The 18,900-nt window shown below is 66.2% G+C and carries 19 protein-coding genes; 8 read left to right on the forward strand and 11 right to left on the reverse strand.

From position 1 onward, the window contains the following. Together IDT60_RS19575 and IDT60_RS19580 are read right to left on the reverse strand one after the other, a co-directional pair. Positions 1-984 carry an ABC transporter permease gene (locus tag IDT60_RS19575; RefSeq protein ID WP_164204002.1) on the reverse strand — a complete coding sequence of 328 codons (984 nt, stop codon included), beginning with the start codon at positions 982-984 and terminating at the stop codon, positions 1-3. Between the two features lie 359 nt (positions 985-1,343). After that, positions 1,344-1,952 (reverse strand): TetR/AcrR family transcriptional regulator, encoded by a 609-nt coding sequence (locus tag IDT60_RS19580; RefSeq protein ID WP_223883816.1) that lies wholly within the window; start codon positions 1,950-1,952, stop codon positions 1,344-1,346. Between the two features lie 124 nt (positions 1,953-2,076). Here IDT60_RS19580 and IDT60_RS19585 point away from each other — a divergent pair, with 124 nt between their 5' ends. Beyond that, complete coding sequence (locus tag IDT60_RS19585) at positions 2,077-2,634, forward strand: NAD(P)H-dependent oxidoreductase (protein ID WP_191080320.1); 558 nt, start codon at positions 2,077-2,079, stop codon at positions 2,632-2,634. A gap of 266 nt (positions 2,635-2,900) precedes the next feature. Continuing rightward, the gene (locus tag IDT60_RS23335; RefSeq protein ID WP_223883817.1) at positions 2,901-3,734 is read left to right on the forward strand and encodes a GerMN domain-containing protein; all 834 of its coding nucleotides are present in this window, start codon (positions 2,901-2,903) and stop codon (positions 3,732-3,734) included. Between the two features lie 35 nt (positions 3,735-3,769). Here IDT60_RS23335 and IDT60_RS19595 read toward each other — a convergent pair whose 3' ends face one another. Continuing rightward, on the reverse strand, positions 3,770-4,606 hold the full coding sequence (locus IDT60_RS19595; RefSeq protein ID WP_191080321.1) for an isocitrate lyase/phosphoenolpyruvate mutase family protein: 837 nt from the start codon (positions 4,604-4,606) through the stop codon (positions 3,770-3,772). 104 nt (positions 4,607-4,710) lie between these two features. Between IDT60_RS19595 and IDT60_RS19600 the strand changes: the two genes are divergently transcribed. The 3 genes from IDT60_RS19600 (at position 4,711) to IDT60_RS19610 (ending at position 7,012) form a co-directional block, all read left to right on the forward strand. Next, positions 4,711-6,015 carry a PLP-dependent aminotransferase family protein gene (locus tag IDT60_RS19600; protein ID WP_191080322.1) on the forward strand — a complete coding sequence of 435 codons (1,305 nt, stop codon included), beginning with the start codon at positions 4,711-4,713 and terminating at the stop codon, positions 6,013-6,015. A gap of 52 nt (positions 6,016-6,067) precedes the next feature. Continuing rightward, the gene (locus IDT60_RS19605) at positions 6,068-6,496 is read left to right on the forward strand and encodes a universal stress protein (RefSeq protein WP_164203991.1); all 429 of its coding nucleotides are present in this window, start codon (positions 6,068-6,070) and stop codon (positions 6,494-6,496) included. Positions 6,497-6,664: 168 nt separating this feature from the next. Further along, the gene (locus IDT60_RS19610; RefSeq protein ID WP_191080323.1) at positions 6,665-7,012 is read left to right on the forward strand and encodes a hypothetical protein; all 348 of its coding nucleotides are present in this window, start codon (positions 6,665-6,667) and stop codon (positions 7,010-7,012) included. Between the two features lie 77 nt (positions 7,013-7,089). Here the strand turns inward: IDT60_RS19610 and IDT60_RS19615 are convergent, their stop codons facing one another. The 5 genes from IDT60_RS19615 to IDT60_RS19635 form a co-directional block, all read right to left on the reverse strand. After that, entirely contained in the window at positions 7,090-7,710 is a 621-nt protein-coding gene (locus IDT60_RS19615) for a phosphatase PAP2 family protein (protein ID WP_223883818.1), read from the reverse strand. After that, entirely contained in the window at positions 7,703-9,208 is a 1,506-nt protein-coding gene (locus IDT60_RS19620; RefSeq protein ID WP_191080324.1) for a dihydrolipoamide acetyltransferase family protein, read from the reverse strand. Before IDT60_RS19620 ends, IDT60_RS19615 begins: the two co-directional genes overlap by 8 nt. Before the next feature lie 52 nt (positions 9,209-9,260). Beyond that, complete coding sequence (locus IDT60_RS19625) at positions 9,261-10,241, reverse strand: alpha-ketoacid dehydrogenase subunit beta (RefSeq protein ID WP_191080325.1); 981 nt, start codon at positions 10,239-10,241, stop codon at positions 9,261-9,263. After that, positions 10,238-11,512, reverse strand: coding sequence for a thiamine pyrophosphate-dependent dehydrogenase E1 component subunit alpha (locus IDT60_RS19630; protein ID WP_191080326.1), 1,275 nt, complete (start codon positions 11,510-11,512; stop codon positions 10,238-10,240). Before IDT60_RS19630 ends, IDT60_RS19625 begins: the two co-directional genes overlap by 4 nt. Positions 11,513-11,660: 148 nt before the next feature. After that, entirely contained in the window at positions 11,661-12,779 is a 1,119-nt protein-coding gene (locus IDT60_RS19635) for a histidinol-phosphate transaminase (protein WP_191080327.1), read from the reverse strand. A 135-nt stretch (positions 12,780-12,914) separates the two neighbouring features. Between IDT60_RS19635 and IDT60_RS19640 the strand changes: the two genes are divergently transcribed. Beyond that, on the forward strand, positions 12,915-13,343 hold the full coding sequence (locus tag IDT60_RS19640; protein WP_164203977.1) for a phage holin family protein: 429 nt from the start codon (positions 12,915-12,917) through the stop codon (positions 13,341-13,343). Positions 13,344-13,405: 62 nt separating this feature from the next. Here IDT60_RS19640 and IDT60_RS19645 read toward each other — a convergent pair whose 3' ends face one another. Then, positions 13,406-14,785, reverse strand: coding sequence for a hypothetical protein (locus IDT60_RS19645; RefSeq protein ID WP_191080328.1), 1,380 nt, complete (start codon positions 14,783-14,785; stop codon positions 13,406-13,408). A 549-nt stretch (positions 14,786-15,334) separates the two neighbouring features. On the opposite strand from IDT60_RS19645, the gene purB reads away from it, so the two are divergent. Both purB and IDT60_RS19655 read left to right on the forward strand, forming a co-directional pair. After that, positions 15,335-16,777: an adenylosuccinate lyase gene (gene purB, locus IDT60_RS19650; protein ID WP_191080329.1), complete on the forward strand. Its 1,443-nt coding sequence runs from the start codon at positions 15,335-15,337 to the stop codon at positions 16,775-16,777. A 245-nt stretch (positions 16,778-17,022) separates the two neighbouring features. Further along, positions 17,023-17,706: a histidine phosphatase family protein gene (locus IDT60_RS19655; protein ID WP_191080330.1), complete on the forward strand. Its 684-nt coding sequence runs from the start codon at positions 17,023-17,025 to the stop codon at positions 17,704-17,706. Here the strand turns inward: IDT60_RS19655 and IDT60_RS19660 are convergent. Together IDT60_RS19660 and IDT60_RS19665 are read right to left on the reverse strand one after the other, a co-directional pair. Next, on the reverse strand, positions 17,703-18,572 hold the full coding sequence (locus IDT60_RS19660; protein ID WP_223883819.1) for a serine/threonine-protein kinase: 870 nt from the start codon (positions 18,570-18,572) through the stop codon (positions 17,703-17,705). The genes IDT60_RS19655 and IDT60_RS19660 overlap by 4 nt on opposite strands. Next, entirely contained in the window at positions 18,569-18,877 is a 309-nt protein-coding gene (locus IDT60_RS19665) for a hypothetical protein (RefSeq protein WP_191080331.1), read from the reverse strand. Before IDT60_RS19665 ends, IDT60_RS19660 begins: the two co-directional genes overlap by 4 nt. Positions 18,878-18,900: the final 23 nt, after the last annotated feature.

Here is an 18,900-nt window from a genome sequence, read left to right on the forward strand (position 1 = left end):
CTACTGCACCCGCACTCTCGGGTCAACAAGCGTGGTGGCGAAATCGGCGAGGATAGCGCCGAGGGCGAAAATGACCGATCCGTAGGCCAGCGTGGCCGTGGCGGCGTTCACGTCCTGCAGCGAGATGGCGTCGATACTCCAGGAACCCACGCCGGGCCAGGCGAAGATCTTCTCCGCGAAGAAACCGCCGGCGAAGATGGCCGGGATGGTGAAGGCGATGCTTTGGGCCACGGGGATGAAGGACACCCGGAGGGCGTGCCTGGTGATGGCCTGGTTACGGGTCAGGCCCTTCGCACGGGCTGTGCGGACAAAGTCGGCGTTGACGTTGTCCAGCAGATACTGCCGCTGGGCAATCTGGTACGAGCCCCAGCCCACCAGGGTGATGGCGATGGTGGGCACCGCGTAGTGCGCGAGCATGTCCACGAACTGTGCCCATCCCGGCGCCATGCCTGGCGTGGAGATGCCGGTGACGAAGAAGATACGTTCGCCGACCGTCTCGTTGATGTTGATGGCCCCCAGCTGCACCAGGAAGTAGGCGATGGGCGCGGGCACAATGTAGGCGAGGTAGCTGTAGGACGTGATCACCCGGTCCTGGAACTTGTACTGGCGGGCCGCCGAGTACACGCCGAGGGCAACGCCGATGACGAGCGTCAGGATGATGGAGGCGAGGAAAAGCCGGGTGGAAATCCAGACGCGGTCGCCGAATTCAGCGTTGATGAAGGCCCCGTTGGGGCTGCGTCCCCAGTCCCACCGGGTGACCACCGCGGTTAGCCACTCCACGTAGCGCTCCCACGGACTAAGGTCCGGGTCCAGGCCCTTCAGGCGCATGGAATTTGCAACCTGCTCCGGTGTGGGGCGGGGAATCCGCTCTTGTTCGAGGAGCGCCGGCTTGAGGGAACTGACCGCCAGGAAGTATCCGGCCGAAGTGGTCAGGAAGATCATGAATACGTACGTGATGCCGCGTTTGGCGAGGTACCTGAGCATAGGGGCGTCTACTTCAGGATCGGGGCCACCCGGGATGCGGAAGGAAACCCCAAGGGATCGCCTTGGGCTGGCCCCGGATTATTCGCCTTGACTACATCCATGTCCCAGATCCTTCCGATGTCCGGCTCACCGCGGGTCTCGCGGCTGCCAGGTGTCCACCAGCGCGCTGCCGGCCTCCAGTGACCACAGTCATGTCCGGGTTAGCGGGCTATGTTTTGGGTCACATTCCAGAGGAAACTACCACATAGAGGGAGGCTAAGTACGGGCCGTAGCACCAAATCCGCCCGACCGTATCAGATTGTTATGAATGGATCAGTAAAACTCATGTGACTGGACGGGTGCCCGAAATCTCGCGTAGCCTACGGCCCGCCAATAACGCGTGTGACAAGTTCGCGCCATGTGCCAATCACTCTCTCGGGTGCCAGGCCCTGGATGCGGACCAGGTAGAGCAGCCGCTCCGGCTCAAGGGTGGAGATCAGCGCAGCGGCCATCACCGCGGGGTCAGCCTCCATCCCCGCCGCCCGCAGCAGGACCTCGACGTGCCGCTGCCACAGCAGGGCCGCGGGCACCTCGAAACGGTTGGGCGCCGTACTCTCCGCGGCGCGTACGAGGTCCCCGTGTTCAAGGACGTACTCAATCCTCGCCGCTCCGAAAGCGACCAGCCGCTCCACCCCGGAAGCCCCCGGACCCAGGGGCGGGGGGCCGAACATAAAACCGGCCTGGAAGGCGGCCTCGGCGTCGCTCAGCAGCGTCATCATGAGGCCGGTCCGGCTGCCGAACCGGCGGAAGACGGTCCCCTTGCCCACGCCGGCGCGCTCGGCGAGCCGGTCCATTGTGAGGGCGTCCACGCCGCATTCTGCGATCAGTTCCCGTGCCGCACCCAGCAGCCGCTCCCGGTTCCGCGCGGCGTCACTGCGCTCCGCAACGGGGCCCGACAGGGAGCCTGGCAGCAATGGGATGTAACTCACACCCATATCTTAGCGGCCGGGGAATTTTAATCGGACCGCAGTCCGTTTAGTCCATGAAGGCAGCAACGCCTCTACCCTTCCACCGGCCAGCGGTCCCCGCCGCAGCCCGACCACAGGAGTCCGCATGTCAAAGAACACCGTCCTTACCCTTGTTGGCAGCCTTCGCGCTGGATCCACCAACCAGCAGCTGGCCGAAGCCATCCAGCTCAACGCCCCCGAGCAGGTTGATGTGGTCATCCACGAAAGCCTGGGCAACATCCCGTTCTACAACGAAGACATCGACGTCGAGGGCCAGGTCCCCGCTGCTGCCGCTGCCCTCCGCGCCGCCGCCAACGAAGCCGACACCATCCTCCTGGTCACCCCGGAGCACAACGGCACCGTGCCGGCATCCCTGAAGAACGCCATCGACTGGCTGTCCCGCCCCTTCGGCGCAGGCGCCCTCGCCGGCAAGCCCACCGCCGTCGTCGGCACCGCTTTTGGCCAGTTCGGCGGCGTCTGGGCCCAGGACGAGGCCCGCAAGGCCGTCGGCATCGCCGGCGCCCAGGTCCTCGAGGACGTCAAGCTGGCCGTTCCGGGTTCGATGGTCCGGTTCGCCGAACTGCACCCGAAGGACGACGCCGAGGTTGTTGACCAGATCAAGGGCATCTTCGCCCCGCTGACCGCAGCCCGGCCGGCAGCCTAAGGCCCGCCCGGCAAGGCCTGCCCTGTCAGGCCCGCCGCGGGCCACAGCCCCCGGCATGCCGGCTGATGCCCCGGACACCCACGAGGTGCCCCGGGCATCAGTCTGTCCGGGGCATTCTGTTACCGCACCGTGAGCGCGCGGGCGCCTATCGGGACCGGGCGTGACCAACTCTTGCTCCAACCGGTACCCCGCGGACATACTCAAGCGTCCAAGGCAGCCGTAACGTTAATACACGGTAAGCACGGGGATGGGAACGCGGTGCGGGCATGGCAGGCATCCTGAGGTCCGGGACATTCATGGCGACGGCGGCGCTGACGCTTCCGCTGTGGCTCGGCTCCTGCACTCCCGGCCCCCCTCCGTCCATCGGCAGCGGCATCCCCGCCGGTGCCACCGCCGTTGAACCCGCGGCGCCTGCCGCGCAGGTTCCGGTTCCCGTTCCGCAGCCGCAGGCACCTCCGCCGCCGCTGTCGGCAACCGTCGACGCCGCCGCGCCGCCCCCGGAGCAATCGGCCACACCTACCCGCTCCGCTGAGTCGCCGGAGACCGGCACCGTCACCACTCCTGCGCCCGGCGTGGTGTCTGCTCCCAGTGCCACCCCCTCCGCAGTGCCCCAACCGTCGCCAACGCCGGAGACTTCCGCGCCGCCGCAGGCCCCGTCAGCCGCCGGGTCCTCCGCCGTTCCGCCCGGTCAGGAGTCCGGCACCAGGCAGGTCACGGCCTACTATGTGCTGCTTGACGACGGCGGTGCCGCCGGTGTGCGCTTTGGCTGCAATGACAGCCTGGCCAGTGTCCGCCGCACCGCGGAAGGACCGGCCGAACCGCTGCCCGCCGCCATGAACGCCCTGCTGGACGGATCCACTAAGCCTGCGCCCGGGCTTTACAACGCTTTGGCGGCCTCAACGCTGACGTTCCTGTCCGGTACCTTCGACGGCACCACCGTCACCGTCTACCTGTCCGGCGCGCTTCGTCCCGGCGGTGTGTGCGACGTCCCGCGGATCGAAGCCCAACTCACCCAGACCGCCGTGGCCTCGGTCGGCGCCGTCCGCGCAGATATCTACGTCAACGGCGTTGGCCTGACAGAGGCCCTCAGCCTCAAGTAGCGCTGCACCCGCCCAGCAGTCCGGGTCCTCGGTTTTCATTTTTCGAACAACGCGTCCATGTCGGCATGGCTGCGGGCTCCGGCCAGCTCTGACCAGTTGCCGTCACCGAAAATTTCTTCGGCCACCCTGAAGACAGTTGCATAGGCGGCCTTCGCAGTGTTGCCGCCAATGCTGATGCGCCGCACACCGGCGTCGTGCAGTTCCCCCACCGACGGCGCTCCCACTCCTGCGAGTGCATTCAGGGGCGCGGGAAGGCGGCGGGCGAGCTCATGCAGCACATGAAGATCGGTCACGCCGGGCACAAAGATGCCGCTGGCCCCGGCTGCCAGATACGCCTCGGCGCGGCGCACCGTCTCCTCAAAGGCGTGATCGGCGAAGGTGCCGGACAGGTATGTGTCCGTGCGGGCATTGAGATAAAGGTCGACGCCGGCTGTTGCGGCAGTCTCCCGGATTACGGTGAGACGGCGGCACTGTTCGTCGATCGCGGTGAGCGTCCCGCCGCTGGCGTCCTCGAAGTTCACGCCGACAGCACCGGCGTCGATCACCGCACGGATGGTGTCCCCGAGGAGGGCCTGGCGGTAGTTGCCAGCCTCGCCCGCATAGCCGGTTTCAATATCCGCCGTGACGGGAAGGCGGGTGGCCGCAACAATCCTCCTTAGCGCGTCCAGCGCTAGTCCCCGGGGCAGGTGGTTGCCGTCCGGATATCCGAGGCTCCATGAGATGGCGGAACTGGATGTGGCGATGGCGGCCGCTCCGGCCTCCTCTGTCAGCTTTGCCGAGGCTGCATCCCACACATTGACCAGCAGGAGCGGCGGACGGCCGGCCTGGTGGAGGGCGTGGAACTCGGCTGTGCGTGCGGCGGTAGCTGTCATTGGTCCATTCCAGCCCCTCCCGGCCCGCCCGTAAAGAGGCGTCCGGGGTGATCTGGAACAACGGGTGTTGCCTTATTAGCAACTAGCGGCTGTATCCTGTGGGTGTGACCCACGAAACACTTGACGCTGCAGCAGCGGCGCTCCCAGCCGAAGCCATTGACGCAATCGAACGTGCGGCGACATCTGCCCACCGGGCGGCGCATCCGCACGAGGCGCTGTTCTCCGAGCGGGCGGCCAACATCAAGCAATCCGCCGTCCGGGACGTCTTCGACATCTCACTGCGGCCCGGATTGGTGTCATTGGCAGGGGGCAGCCCCTATCTGCAATCCCTCCCGCTGGAGCGGCTGGCGGCCACGGCAGCCGGCATCATCGCCACGGACGGACTGACAGCGCTGCAGTACGGCGGGGGGCAGGGCACCGACGAACTGCGTGCCCAGATCTGCGAGGTCATGGCGGCCGAAGGAATCAGGGACGCCGTGCCGCAGAACGTGGTGATCACTGCCGGCTCCCAGTCTGCCCAGGACGTGGCAACGAAGGTGTTCTGCAACCCCGGCGACGTGGTGCTGGTGGAAGACCCCACCTATGTCGGGGCCCTCAACACGTTCGAGTCCTACCAGGTGGAAGTGGCCACTGTGGCGATGGACCAGGACGGCCTGGTGCCTGAACTGTTGGAGGCGAAGATCGCAGCGCTGCAGACGGCCGGCAAAAGCATCAAGTTCCTCTACACCATCCCCAACTTCAACAACCCCTCAGGGATAACGCTGGCCAGGGAGCGCCGTCAGCGGATCGTCGATATATGCCGCAACGCGAATATTCTCGTGCTGGAGGATAATCCCTACGGCCTGCTCCGCTACACCGGCGAACCGCTGGAGCCGCTGCGCGCAGCCAACCCCGCCGACGTCATCTACCTGGGCTCGTTCTCGAAGATCTTCGCCCCGGGGCTGCGCGTCGGCTGGGCGCTTGTGCCGGAGCACCTCCAGCGGCGTTACTACCTGGCCTCCGAGTCCGTCACGCTGTGCCCGCCCACCTTCAACCAGATGCTTGTGTCCGCCTACCTGCGGGAGTACGACTGGCAGGGCCAGATCGAGACCTACCGCGGCCTCTACGCCGAGCGGTGCGCGGCCATGCTGACCGCCCTGGACGAACACATGCCGGCGGGCACCAGCTGGACCAGCCCCGAAGGCGGCTTCTTTGTGTGGGTGACGCTGCCGGAGGGCGTGGACACGTACCCCCTGTTGCAGAAGGCGATCGATGCCGGCGTCGTCTTTATCCCGGGCGCCGCCTTCACCCCTTCGGACGGGCCGTCCAACAGGCTCCGGCTGGCGTTCAGCGCCGTGCCGCCGGCCGCCATCGGGGAAGGCGTGCGACGGCTGGCCGGGGTACTGCGGGAATCGCTCGCTGCGTTGTAACGTTGGCGGGACTGAGAACGGCCAGTTTTACCTCGACCAAGGAGTCACAAGCATGAGCGGAATTATTGTTGTAGGCGTTGACGGCAGCGGAACCGCCAAGAAGGCCGCCGAAGCGGCCCGCGATCTCGCCGTCGCCGTGGGTGCCTCGCTGCACGTAGTCTCAGCCTTCGACAGTGACCGCACGGAGGTGTTCGGCTCCGGCAGCGACCAGTGGATCGTCTCCGACGCCGACGGCGCCGAGCACGTTGCGAAGACCGTTGCCGATTCCCTCGCCGGTTCCATCAAGGTGACGTACTCAGCCGCCCGCGGCAAGCCGGCCGAAGCGCTGATCAGCGAAGCCGAGCGCCTTGGCGCCAAGATGATCGTGGTGGGCAACCGGCGGATGCGCGGCATCGGCCGGGTGCTCGGAAGTGTCGCCAACAGCGTGGCCCATAACGCCACCTGCGACGTCTACATTGCCAACACGTACGACGCTGACTGAGGGCCTCCCTCACGGACTGAGACACCGGACACCATGGACCGCCCCGGCGCCGGTCCATGGTGTCCGTTCTCACCCCCGCAAGGCCACATTCGGCATGGGCCGGGCGATAAAATGGAAGTGCCCCCAACGGAGCGGTCACCACTCTCCACGTCACCCAAAGGGGCCCCCTTGATTACTCTTCAGCGCCGCCAGCTTGTCGGCCACGACATCCTCCTTGCCCGTCACGGCAACCACATCTGCTCGATGCGCGTGGACCACAGCAACGGCCGGGTCATCGCGCTCCTCGACGACGGCTCCCTGGACAGCGCCCCCAACCTCATCTCACCGGACCTGCACCTGCCGGCTACCATCCGGAGCGTGCTGCGCGAGGACTGGAAGCTCTTCGCAGCCGTTTCATCCGGCGCCGTCATCCTGGGCGGCCTCCTGTTTGGCACATGCGCGGCCCTTGCCGGAACCTGGGCCGGAAGCCCGGAGATGGTCGAAGTCCTGACGGCCTATTCCTCTTACACTTACTGAGCCCTGACCTCTCGCGCGGACACGAGGTATGGCCGGTGCGCCGACGTGACAGTTGAGTTCGCCAGCACGGCCGGCAGCTAGAGCAGCCAGCCGCGCAGCAGCCACCACAGGCCGGCCATCACCAGCATGCCGAAGAGCGAGCCGGCGACCACCTGGGCCCGCGTGTGCGCCCGGAGCACCACACGGGACCAGCCGACGGCGGGGATCAGCAGGAGCAGCGGCAGCCAGGCCGGACCGAGCATCAGGACGTAAATCGCGGCCGCCGACGACATGGCCGCCGCGTGCCCGCTGATCTTCCAGAACGGGCTGACAGCGGCCAGCACCACAATGCCCGCGACGATCGCCAGCACCATGACCACCACGCTCCGCGGCGCACCAACGGCCCCGAGGACCACCAGTCCGGCGATGACGGATGCCAGCGCCATAAGAAGGACGGGCGCACGCTGGTGGCGGTTGCTGACGTGGTGATCCGTGACCTTGCCCAGCCTGACGAGCCCAAGCAGCACAAGCAGGGGCAGCACGCAGACGAAGAGTGCCGCCAGCGCGCCGTAACCGAGCGTGCCCGGGAAACCCGGTTCAATCACCGGGCTGATGAGCAACTGCAGCGTCACCACCACGGGCGGCTGGAACACCTCGGTCAGCCATCTGGCGGTCCGGTTCCTCACCCGGAGCGCGGCGGCTCTGGAATCCCTAATCAAGAAGGAGCGCCGGCTCCTCAAGGATGGCGGCGACGTCGGCCATAAAGCGGGCTGACAGGTCACCGTCAACCACCCGGTGGTCGAAGGAGCCGCCCAGCGTGGTGATCCAGCGCGGAATGACCTCGCCGTCCAGGACCCACGGCTTCTGCTTGATGGTTCCGAAGGCCACGATGGCTACTTCGCCCGGGTTGATGATGGGTGTTCCGGTGTCGATCCCCAGCGCGCCAATGTTGGTGATGGTCAGTGTCCCGCCCTGCATCTCAGCCGGCTGGGTCTTGCCCGCACGGGCCGTGGTGGCCAGGTTGTTCAGCGCCAGCGCCAGCTCCTTGAGCGAGAGGTCCTGCGCGTCCTTGATGTTGGGGACCATGAGTCCCCGCGGGGTGGCGGCGGCGATGCCCAGGTTCATGTAGTGCTTGACCTGGATTTCGGCGGCGTCGGTGCCGTCCACGTTGTCCACCCAGGTGGCGTTGACGCTGGGATTCCGGGCTGCGGCCCAGATGACGGCCTTCGCCAGGATCAGCAGCGGTGAAACTTTGATCCCCTCAAAATCGCGCGAAGCCTTCAGCCGCTTAACGAACTCCATGGTGCGGCTGGCATCAACATCAACGAAGATACTGACGTGCGGCGCCGAGAACGCCGATTCCACCATGGCCTTGGCAGTCGCCTTGCGGACGCCCTTGACGGGGATGCGTTCAATCCGCTGGTCCTGCGGCTTGCCGGCCTTGCCCCAGAAGCCGTCTGCCTTGTCGAGCTCGGCGTCACGCTGGGCCTGGTAGCTGACCAGGTCCTCGCGTGTTACTTCGCCGCGGTAACCGGTGGCCACGACGTCGGCGAGGTCGATCCCCAGGTCCCGGGCGATCTTGCGGACGGGCGGCTTGGCCAGGACGCGGTTCACGAGGCCTGTGATGGTTCCGCCCAGGGTCGGCCGGTTGTCGACCGCTCCGGTGATTGAGCCGGCCGACATCCGCGCCCCGGCAGGCGCGGCCACCGGCGGGGAGACTTCCGCCGCCGTATGGGGCTGTACAGGTTCCACCTCGGGGGCATTGCGCGACACGGCGTCGGCGGGCGAGACGGCGGCAGGCGCCGACTTTCGGGGGCGGCGCCTGACCGCGTCTGCCTTGGGACCTGAACCCACCAGCGGTCCGCCGGCCGGGGCACCACCGGATGCATCGCCGTCGTCCGCGGGAAGTTTGCCGTACAACGGCTGAACCGGAGTTGCGGGAGCCGGCACGTCGGCGGGACTCGGATCACCGGAGATGGCATCCGAGACGCTGATAATGGCGGTCCCGACGTCGATCGTGACGCCTTCGGGAACCAACAGTTCGGTAACCGTGCCGGCAAAAGGTGAGGGCAGCTCAACGAGTGACTTGGCGGTTTCGATCTCGCACAGGACGTCGTTAACGGCGACCATATCCCCGGGTTTGACCTTCCAGGTGACGATTTCCGCCTCCGTAAGGCCTTCGCCCACATCGGGCAGATTGAACTTGTTGAGAGCCATGGTGTCCTCTTTTGCGACGGGTTTTGCGGCGGGCGCAGGCGGGGCGGGGTGCCTAGTAGGCCAAGGCGCGGTCCAGCGCCTCGAGGATGCGATCAATGCCGGGAAGATAGTCTTCCTCGACCTTAGCCACGGGGTACGGCATGTGGAACCCGCCCACGCGGATCACGGGTGCCTCCAGGGAAAGGAACGCACGTTCACTGATCCGGGCCGCGATCTCCCCGCCGATGCCGCCGAACGTCGGCGCCTCATGGGCAACCACAAGGCGGCCGGTCTTCTTGGCGGAGGCCGTGACGGTATCAAAATCGATCGGGGAAATGGAGCGGAGGTCGATGACCTCGATGCTGTGTCCGTCCTCGGCAGCGGCGTCCGCTGCCGCAAGGGCCACAGGCACGAGCGGCCCATAGGCAACAACGGTGGCGTCTGTACCTTCGCGGACCACGTGGGCTTTGAACGGATCGGCCGATGCTCCCGGAGACACCGTATCCACCTCGCCCTTGAGCCAGTAGCGGCGTTTCGGTTCGAAGAAGATCACGGGGTCCTGGCACTCGACGGCCTGGCGAATCATCCAGTAGGCGTCATGGGCGTTCGACGGCGTGATGATCCGCAGGCCCGGCGTGTGGGCGAACAGCGCCTCCGGCGATTCGGAGTGGTGTTCGATCGAGCCGATTCCGCCGCCATACGGGATGCGGATGACCACGGGAACGGTCAGGTTGCCGTTGCTGCGGGCGTGCATTTTGGCGAGCTGGGTGGTGATCTGGTTGAAGCCGGGGAACACAAAGCCATCGAACTGGATCTCGCAGATGGGCAGGTAACCGCGGAGGGCCAGCCCGATTGCCGTCCCGATGATGCCGGATTCGGCGAGCGGAGTGTCCACTACGCGGTCTTCACCGAACTCCGCAAGGAGGCCGTCGGTCACGCGGTATACGCCGCCCAGGGCGCCAATGTCCTCGCCCATCAGCAGGGAACGGGGGTTACTGCCCAGCGTTTCGCGCAGGCCCTCGTTGATGGCCTTGGCTATGGTCATGGTGGTCATGAGCGGGCCGCTCCTGTCGCTGCGTCATCGTTTGTCCCGGGCCCGGCCGGGCCGGTCTCTGCCTCGTCAGCGAAGCCGGCACTGTATTCCTCGAACCAGGCCAGTTCCTCGGCCACAAGCGGGTGGGCCTCGACGTACGTGTTGGCGAATGCAGTCCGGATGTCAGGGGTTTCCAGATCGTGCGTGGTCTTGCGGACGTAGGCGGCCAGTTCGTCGCCGTCGGCCTTGACCTTCTCGAAGAAGGCGTCGTCCGCCAGGCCCTGGGCACGAAGGTACTTTTCCAGGCGGTCGAGCGGATCTTTGGCCCGCCAGAGCGTTTCCTCGGATGATTCCCGGTACTTCGTGGGGTCATCGGCGGTGGTGTGCGCGCCCACACGATATGTGAAGGCCTCGATCAGCACCGGGCCGTTACCTTCGCGGGCGTGTTCCAGGGCCCACTCAGTGACGGCATGGACGGCGATGACATCGTTTCCGTCCACCCGGATGCCAGGGAAGCCGTAGCCCTTGGCCCGGTTGGACAGCGGAATACGGGTCTGCACGGAACTGGGTACGGAGATGGCCCAGTGATTGTTCTGGCAGAAGAACACCACAGGCGCATTGTACGAGGACGCAAAAACCATGGATTCGTGGACGTCGCCCTCGGAACTGGCGCCGTCACCGAAGTAGACCATGACCGCGGCCTTCGGCTCAGCCGGCCGGCCCGGCTCTCCGCCGGCAGCTGCGGCGGCGAGCTTCTGGTCCCGTTGGATCCCCATGGCATAGCCGACGGCGTGCGGGGTCTGGGCAGCAAGGACCAGCGTATAGAGGTGGAAGTTGGTGTCCTTGGGGTTCCAGCCGCCGTTGGAGACGCCGCGGAACTGGCGAAGAAGTTCGGCAAGGTCCACGTTGCGTGTCAGCGCCACACCGTGTTCCCGGTACGTGGGGAAGATGTAATCCTGCGGCTGGCTGGCCCGCCCGGATCCGATCTGCGCGCCTTCCTGGCCCGTGAGCGGGACCCACAGCGAGAGCTGGCCCTGGCGCTGCAGCGCCGTTGCCTCAACGTCGAAGCGGCGGATCCTTGCCATGTCAGCGTAGAAGCCCCGGAGCTTTTCGGCGTCCAGACGGTCCGCGTACGCGGAGAATTGCGGGTCTGTGCTTAGGGTGCCGTCCGGCGCCAACAGCTGCACCATCGGTTCGGCCGGGTCGCCCAGCCTGGCCTCAGCCTCGGCTTCGAGCTGGTCGTCTACCGCTGTTCCTTCGAACTCGGTGGAGGGCAGATGTGTGGCGCCCATACCGTCTCCTTGCTTGCTGCACGCGGATGCGTTGCAATGTCGCTGGGATATATGCCCCGCAAGGAATGTATTCCTTTGTTGGCATATATTTGGCTTACTGGTCCTTACTTTATCTTCAGTAGGTGCCGCTGCTGACGCATGTTAAGCGCTAGGAACGCCGTGGCGGCTTTGTATAGACTGCACAGAGCTGGAGGAAACGGCTGTTGGCTTCCGGTTCGCCGATGCTCACGCGCACTCCCTCACTGCCGAATGCCCGCACCGAGAGCGCCTGTTCCCCGGCCAGATCGGCAAATTCCATGCTGTTGGCACCAAGATCCAGCCAGACGAAGTTGCCCTGCGCCTCCGGCACAAACCAGCCCAGCTCCTTCAGCCCGGCCGTGACACGGGTTCGTTCGTCCACAATGATTTGTACCCTTTCTACAACCTGGGGGTAGTTCTGCAAGGACACTATTGCGGCCTTTTCCGCGATCTGTGACACCGCAAAGGGTGTGGCGGCCACCCGCAGGTACTCTGTCAGGCCGGGGTTCGAGACGCTGTATCCCACGCGAAGGCCCGCCAGTCCATGGGCCTTGGAAAACGTCCGGAGCACAATAACGTTGGGGTATTTGCGGTACAGCGCCAGGCCGTCCACAGCGTCCTCAGCACGCACGAACTCCTGGTAGGCCTCATCGATAACCACCACAACGTCTGACGGGACGGACTGAATGAAGCGTTCCGTTTCAGCAGCAGTCAGGGCGGGGCCGGTGGGGTTGTTGGGTGTGCACAGCAGGATGACCTTGGTTCGGACCGTGACGGCTGCAGCCATGGCTGCAAGATCGTGGCGGCCCTCAGCCGTCAACGGGATCCGCACGCTTTCCGCACCTGACAGGCCGACACTGATGGGGTAGGCCTCAAAGGACCGCCACGCGTAGATCACTTCGTCGGCTTTGCCGTCGTCGTTCTGTCCGGCGAACGTGGACAGGATCTGGCTCAGGGCACCCAGGCTGCCCGCGCCCGTGACGATGTCCGCTGCCGGGACGTCCAGGAAGTCCGCGAGCGCCGCACGCAGCTTGCTGCTGAGCGGGTCCGGGTAGCGGTTGAAGTCTGTCTGTCCGGCAATGGCCGCAAGCACGGCCGGGAGCGGCGGCAAGGGGTTCTCGTTGGAGGACAGCTTGTAGCTGGCCAGGCCTTCCACGGTGGCCGGGGGCTTCCCTGCGGCGTAACGGGGAAGCCGGCCCACTACGGGACGAGGCCGGATTTCCCCAGACAGAATCTCTGATGACGTCATGCAAACTAGCCTACTTTCTCCCGCGTCGTGCGGCGCCGCCCCCGTCCGGGGCTGCTACACGGCGGAACGGGCACAGCACACCGGGCCTCGCAGTGCGGCCCGGCACCTCACAGGGCCGTGTGAAAGCATTGGGCTATGCGCTCTTTTATTCTTCGGGTCCTGATCAACGGGCTGGCCCTCTGGATTGCCAGCTGGATTTTGCCCGGCCTTGATATCTCCACGTCCGCCACCACCGAGGCTGTGGCCAACTCGGGCGTAACGCAGGGCACGGAGACCATCGGCATCATCCTGGCCTACCTGTTCATCGGGCTGATCTTTGGCGTGGTGAACGCTTTTGTCCGGCCCCTGGTCAGCTTCCTGTCGCTGCCGATCACCATCCTGACACTGGGCCTGTTCACGATCGTCATCAATGCCGCCATGCTGTACCTGACGTCCTGGCTCAGCAGCTACACGCCGGTGCATTTCTCCATTGACTCCTTCTTCTGGACGGCGGTCCTCGCCGCGATCATCATCACGCTCATCTCCCTGGTCGCAGGCAGGGTTCCGGGCGGCCGCCGGCGCTAAGCCTCGAGCAAGGACCGAACGGCTTTCAGCAGGGCGCCGGTGCGGCTGCCGGGCAGCGTCGTTCAGCCCTGCATCCTTCCGGTGGCCACCTGGTTCTCTGCCTCGGACCGCTGTGGTGACCGCTGGGCGGGCTGCAGCCTTGGCCCGGGCGCACTCGCCTCCTGGATCGGGGTCCGTGACAAAGCGAAGCGTGTGGCCGTTGCCGTGCCGCCGGCCCCGAGGACGCCGGCAAGGACCGCGGTCGAATGCACCAGCGTGGGGTCCTCGCTGGCACCCACCAGCCTGGCCGCCTCCTGGTAGTTGCCAAGATTGTGGCCAGGGCCCAGTCCCGGATCCTTGCCTTCCGGCGTTGTCACCTGGTCCAGGAGCGTTACCGTCACCCGGCTCCGCGTATCCGGGTTCGCGGTCCCGTCCGTTCCGGGCACCCAGTCCTGGCGGTGCTGGAGATGGAGGACGCTGACATCACCGGCCGGCTCGATGCTTCCGACCGGGGAGCCCGCCGTGAGCACGTATTTCATGGCGTATTCCTTGCGGAACAGAGGATCAGCCGCAAGATTCATGGCATGGATCCCGCCCTGGCTATAGCCGACCGCCACCACCGGCGCCCCCCTTTCTGCCCCGGCTTCCTGCAGCGCAGCCCGCACAGCGACGTTGACCTCAGCAGACCGGTGACCGACGGCTTCCCCGATGCCTGCCGGATCGAACGGGTTCGCTCCCCCGATGTCATCCCCGGCCTGGGTTCCGGGAATAACAACGACATAGGCCTTGAGCCCGCCCGTATCTGTTTCGATGACCTCGATATGGCCGGGGCCCCTTTCGTCAATAATCTGCGCCCGCTCCAGGAGGGCAGCAGGGGATCCATCGAAATCAACGGGCATGGTTTCCTTCCGGTCCACCACAATGCGGCGCGGTTCCAAGGCGGGAACGAGGGCGCCGGCGATGCCCAGGATGTGGTGCCTGGCCTTCACAATGTTGCGCAACGCCAAATCCGTGCCGCGAAGGTCGGGCCACAGCGGATCGTCAAGGCCGACATGTTCAAAGTCGCGGAACGAAGGAATGCCCATGGTGGCGAACAGGCTTGTCGCCGCCTCGGCAGCCTCATAGTCCCGCTTGCTGGCGCGGACCTGGCTGCTGATTGCCTGCAGTTCCAAGCGGACGGCCTGGACTCCCAGCCTGGCGCAGCTCAGGGCCGACACCGCCCCTGTCCACGTGGGTGTTTGGCTGAGTTGGTAAGACCCCAGATTGGATTGGATACGTTGCACCTCGCCCTCTGTGTGGGCCAACTCCTCGGCAAGGAGGTCAAGCTTCTCTGCACCGCCCACGAGTTCCTCAAGCTGGAAGGTCATGCCGCCAATCCCGCCCCTGATTTCCAGGCCGCTGTCCACAGCAGGGCCGGTGAGCCTTATGGGCCCGCCGGCACCGGACGGCGTTACCTCGGCCATGGGAATTGCCCCGCGGGAGCAGCCGCGGCGGTTGGAGCGGAGGCAACGTCCTGCGCGTGCCGGCTCACTGCCGCCACCGCCTCCTCAATCGCGACGCGCGCCCTTCCAAGCGCTACCTCCTGAAGGGCCACGGAATCCCGGTACGCCCGCCCGGCCGGTGACTGCCACTCCAACAACTGGATCTCCCGGAACCCGGCAAGGACCCGCGCCACACTGTCCCCGCATACGGCTACCCGCCGCGCCAAATTCTGAACCTCGTATCCGCGGCTCAGTTGCGCCGCCAGATCAGCGGCCGTCAAGTCCCCGCCCACGCGTCCCCCTCCCTGCTACACAGCACGTCCTGCCGGATCACCTGAACCCCTGTCTCCTGAACCCGGTCTTCTGAACCTCGACGCTACGGTCCGCCGCTCACGCTACGGAAGCACCGCCGTCGGCTATGTGGACAAACACGGCGGCAGCGCCGATAAACGGAACACCCCGCGGGGGGAGGACAGGTCACGCGGAACCTGCCGCTTAAGCCGCGGCCGGAGTTCATGAAAGAATCAGCACATGCCTGAAACTGCCGCCACAGCTGATACCCGCACGCCCTCCGGACGCCTGGCCCTCGCCGCCTCCCCGGAGCCGATCGCCCTGGGCCCGCTGGACGGCCGCTACCAGTCCGCCGTCGCACCCCTCGTTGATTACCTGTCCGAGGCGGCCCTCAACCGTGACCGCGTGGCAGTGGAAGTCGAGTGGCTCATCCACCTGACCAGCAACAACGTCCTCCCCGGGGCCGGCCCGCTGACCCAGGAGCAGCAGGACCAACTCCGTGCCGTCGTCACGGAATTCAACGCGGCGTCAGTAGCCGAGCTGGCCGAAATCGAAGCCGTCACGGTCCACGACGTCAAGGCCGTGGAGTACTACATCGGCCGCCGCCTGCCCGGCATCGGCATCGAAAACCTGACCGCCATGGTCCACTTCGGCTGCACGTCCGAGGACATCAACAACCTCTCCTACGCCCTCGGCGTCAAGGGTGCTGTGGAGGATGTGTGGCTGCCCGCCGCCCGTTCCCTCGTGGCCCAGATCAGCACGATGGCCGAGGAGAACCGCGCCGTTCCCATGCTGTCCCGCACGCACGGCCAGCCCGCCACGCCCACCACGCTGGGCAAGGAGCTGGCGGTCATCGCCCACCGCCTCACCCGCCAGCTGGACCGGATCGCGAAGACCGAATACCTGGGCAAGATCAACGGCGCCACCGGCACGTACGCCGCGCACGTCGCGTCCGTTCCCGGCGCTGACTGGCAGCAGGTGGCCAAGTCGTTCGTTGAGGGCCTGGGCCTGACCTGGAACCCGCTGACCACCCAGATCGAAAGCCACGACTGGCAGGCCGAGCTGTACGCCGACGTCGCGCGGTTCAACCGGATCCTGCACAACGTCTGCACCGACATCTGGAGCTACATCTCCATCGGCTACTTCGCCCAGATCCCCGTTGCCGGCGCCACCGGATCCTCCACCATGCCGCACAAGGTCAACCCGATCCGCTTCGAAAACGCCGAGGCCAACCTGGAGATCTCCTCCGGCCTCCTGGACGTCCTCGGTTCCACCCTGGTGACCTCCCGCTGGCAGCGCGACCTCACGGATTCCTCCAGCCAGCGCAACATTGGCGTGGCATTCGGCCACTCCCTGCTTGCCATCTCCAACGTGGCCAAGGGCCTGGACCGGCTGGATGTTGCCGAAGACGTCCTCGCCGGGGACCTGGACACCAACTGGGAAGTCCTGGGCGAGGCCATCCAGATGGTCATGCGCGCCGAAGCGATCGCCGGCGTCGAAGGCATGGAGAACCCGTACGAGCGCCTCAAGGACCTCACCCGCGGACAGCGCGTTGATGCTGCCCGCATGCAGGAATTCGTCCAGAGCCTGGGCCTTTCCGCCGACGCCGAGGCGCGGCTGCTCGCCCTCACGCCCGGCAAATACACCGGCATCGCGGACCAGCTCGTGGACCACCTCAAGTAGGCCATGTTCCCGGACAACTGAAAAGTACGACGGCGGCGCCGGGCTCATCAGGGCCCGGCGCCGCCGTTTTGGGTTGCGGTGGCCGCGGGCCGGTGCGTTCCTGCCCGGTTGCCGGCCCGGATTCCGGCATTTCGGGTCCAACACGCCGTGTCCCGCCGCGTAAGCGCAGCAGCAACCGGGCGGGAACGCACGACGCCCCAGACGTCCTGGCGGCACGGCCGACTCCGGGGTGCGAAACTGGACTCATGAAGCTGCTCCTCATCCGTCACGGACAGACCCCCGGCAACGTACTTGGCCAGTTGGACACCGCCCACCCGGGGCCGGGGCTCACGGAGCTCGGCGAGCGGCAGGCTGCGGCGATGGCACGCTCGCTGGCCAATGAGCAGATCGGCGCGCTGTACGCGTCCACGCTGGTGCGGACCCAGATCACTGCTGCCCCGCTGTCCCGGCTGCACGGCCTTGAAGTTGAGGTACTGGACGGCCTCCACGAAATCGAGGCCGGGGCATTGGAGAAGCTGACAGACCATGAAGCCCACAAGCGGTACATGACCACCGTCTTTGCCTGGGCCGCCGGCGACCTTGACCGCCGCATGCCTGCCGGCCCGGACGGCCGCGAGTTCTTTGCACGGTACGACGCCGATATCGCCCGGATTGCCGAACGCGTGGCTGGCGGAGGCGGGGACTCTGCCGTGGCCGCCGTAGTCAGCCACGGCGCAGCGATCCGTACCTGGGCAGGCCTGCGTGCACAGGGCGCCGACCACGAATTCGCGGCCCGCCACGTTCTGGCCAACACCGGCATCGTTGCCGTGGAGGGAGACCCCGACTCCGGATGGAAGCTGATCCACTGGGACGGCAGCCCCGTGGGTGGCCTTGCCCTGGCGGATCCCACAGCCGGGGACCCTACGGGCACGGATGTGGCCGGGCCCTAACGCACCGGGGAACCGGCCAGCTTTCGGGCCATGACTGCAGCCTCACCTGCGGACGGCCGTTCAGCGCTGGACATGGCTGTCACTGCACGCAGCAAGGCGCCCCAGCCCGGGCCCAGCCCGGCCGGGATGACAGGACTGCGCAGTGTCCGTGCCACGAGGGATTCCACCGCCGTTCCCGTGTAGGCCCTGGCCCCGGTCAGGAGTTCCAGGAGGACCAGGCCCAGTGCATAGACATCCCAGGCAGGCTGCGCCGTTCCACCGGACGCCTGCTCAGGACTCATGTAGTGCACGGTCCCCGATGACATTCCGGGCTCGGGCGCGGCACCGGCAGCCGCCGCAATGCCGAAGTCAACAATCCGGACAGGGCTGCGGCGGAGCCCGCTGAGCATAAGGTTGCCGGGCTTGATGTCCCGATGGACCACACCCTTGCCGTGAAGGTAGCCAAGCGAGTCATAAAGGGCGCCGGCCCATCCGGCTACGTCATGGGGAGAACGCAGCGGGCCCCGGGACACGTCCGCGAGACTGGGTCCAAATGCGAGTTCTTCCACAATGTAGGGCCTTCCCGACAGCGGCCCCCTCGGCGGCATGGTTCCTTCCGCAATGAAGCTGATGACAGACGGGTGATCGAGGCCGGCCAGTATGCGGGCTTCGTTGGCGATCCGTTCCCGGTGCTTGGGAGAAGGGTCAGCAGCGATTTTCACTGCTACTTCACGGCCGCCGGCGAGGTCCACGGCACGGAAGACTTCGGCCATGGAACCCCGCCCGAGCCGCTCCTTCAGTAGGAAGCGTCCCGACACCAGGATCTCCCCGGCCATCGTGCCATGCCCGGAGGCAACTGCCGGCGGCGCTACCGCCAGTGCCGTCACTCTGCGACGGTGCCGGTGAGGACCGGCAGCCGCCGCTCCGGCGCCTGCGGCTCGTTGGAAAGGTCCGGCCAGCCGGTGGCCCAGGCGTCGAGTTGGAAGCCGCAGCCGCAGCGCCAGACCGGAGGCAACTGGACGGGTCCGTCCGAAGCCTCGAAGGTGTAGCCCACCGCACTGGCGCCCACCGCAGGAATCACCATTTCCATCTCAGTGGCGCAGTGAACGGGCCATTCTGCTCCGTCGTAGGTGTCAGGTGCCGATGAAGAACCCGGCGGGACTGCCTCAAAACAAATGTTGATCGCGCTCATGACTCCCCTTGGAATATTCAGGA

The organism is Pseudarthrobacter sp. BIM B-2242 (assembly GCF_014764445.1).
Lineage (GTDB): Bacteria > Actinomycetota > Actinomycetes > Actinomycetales > Micrococcaceae > Arthrobacter > Arthrobacter luteus_A.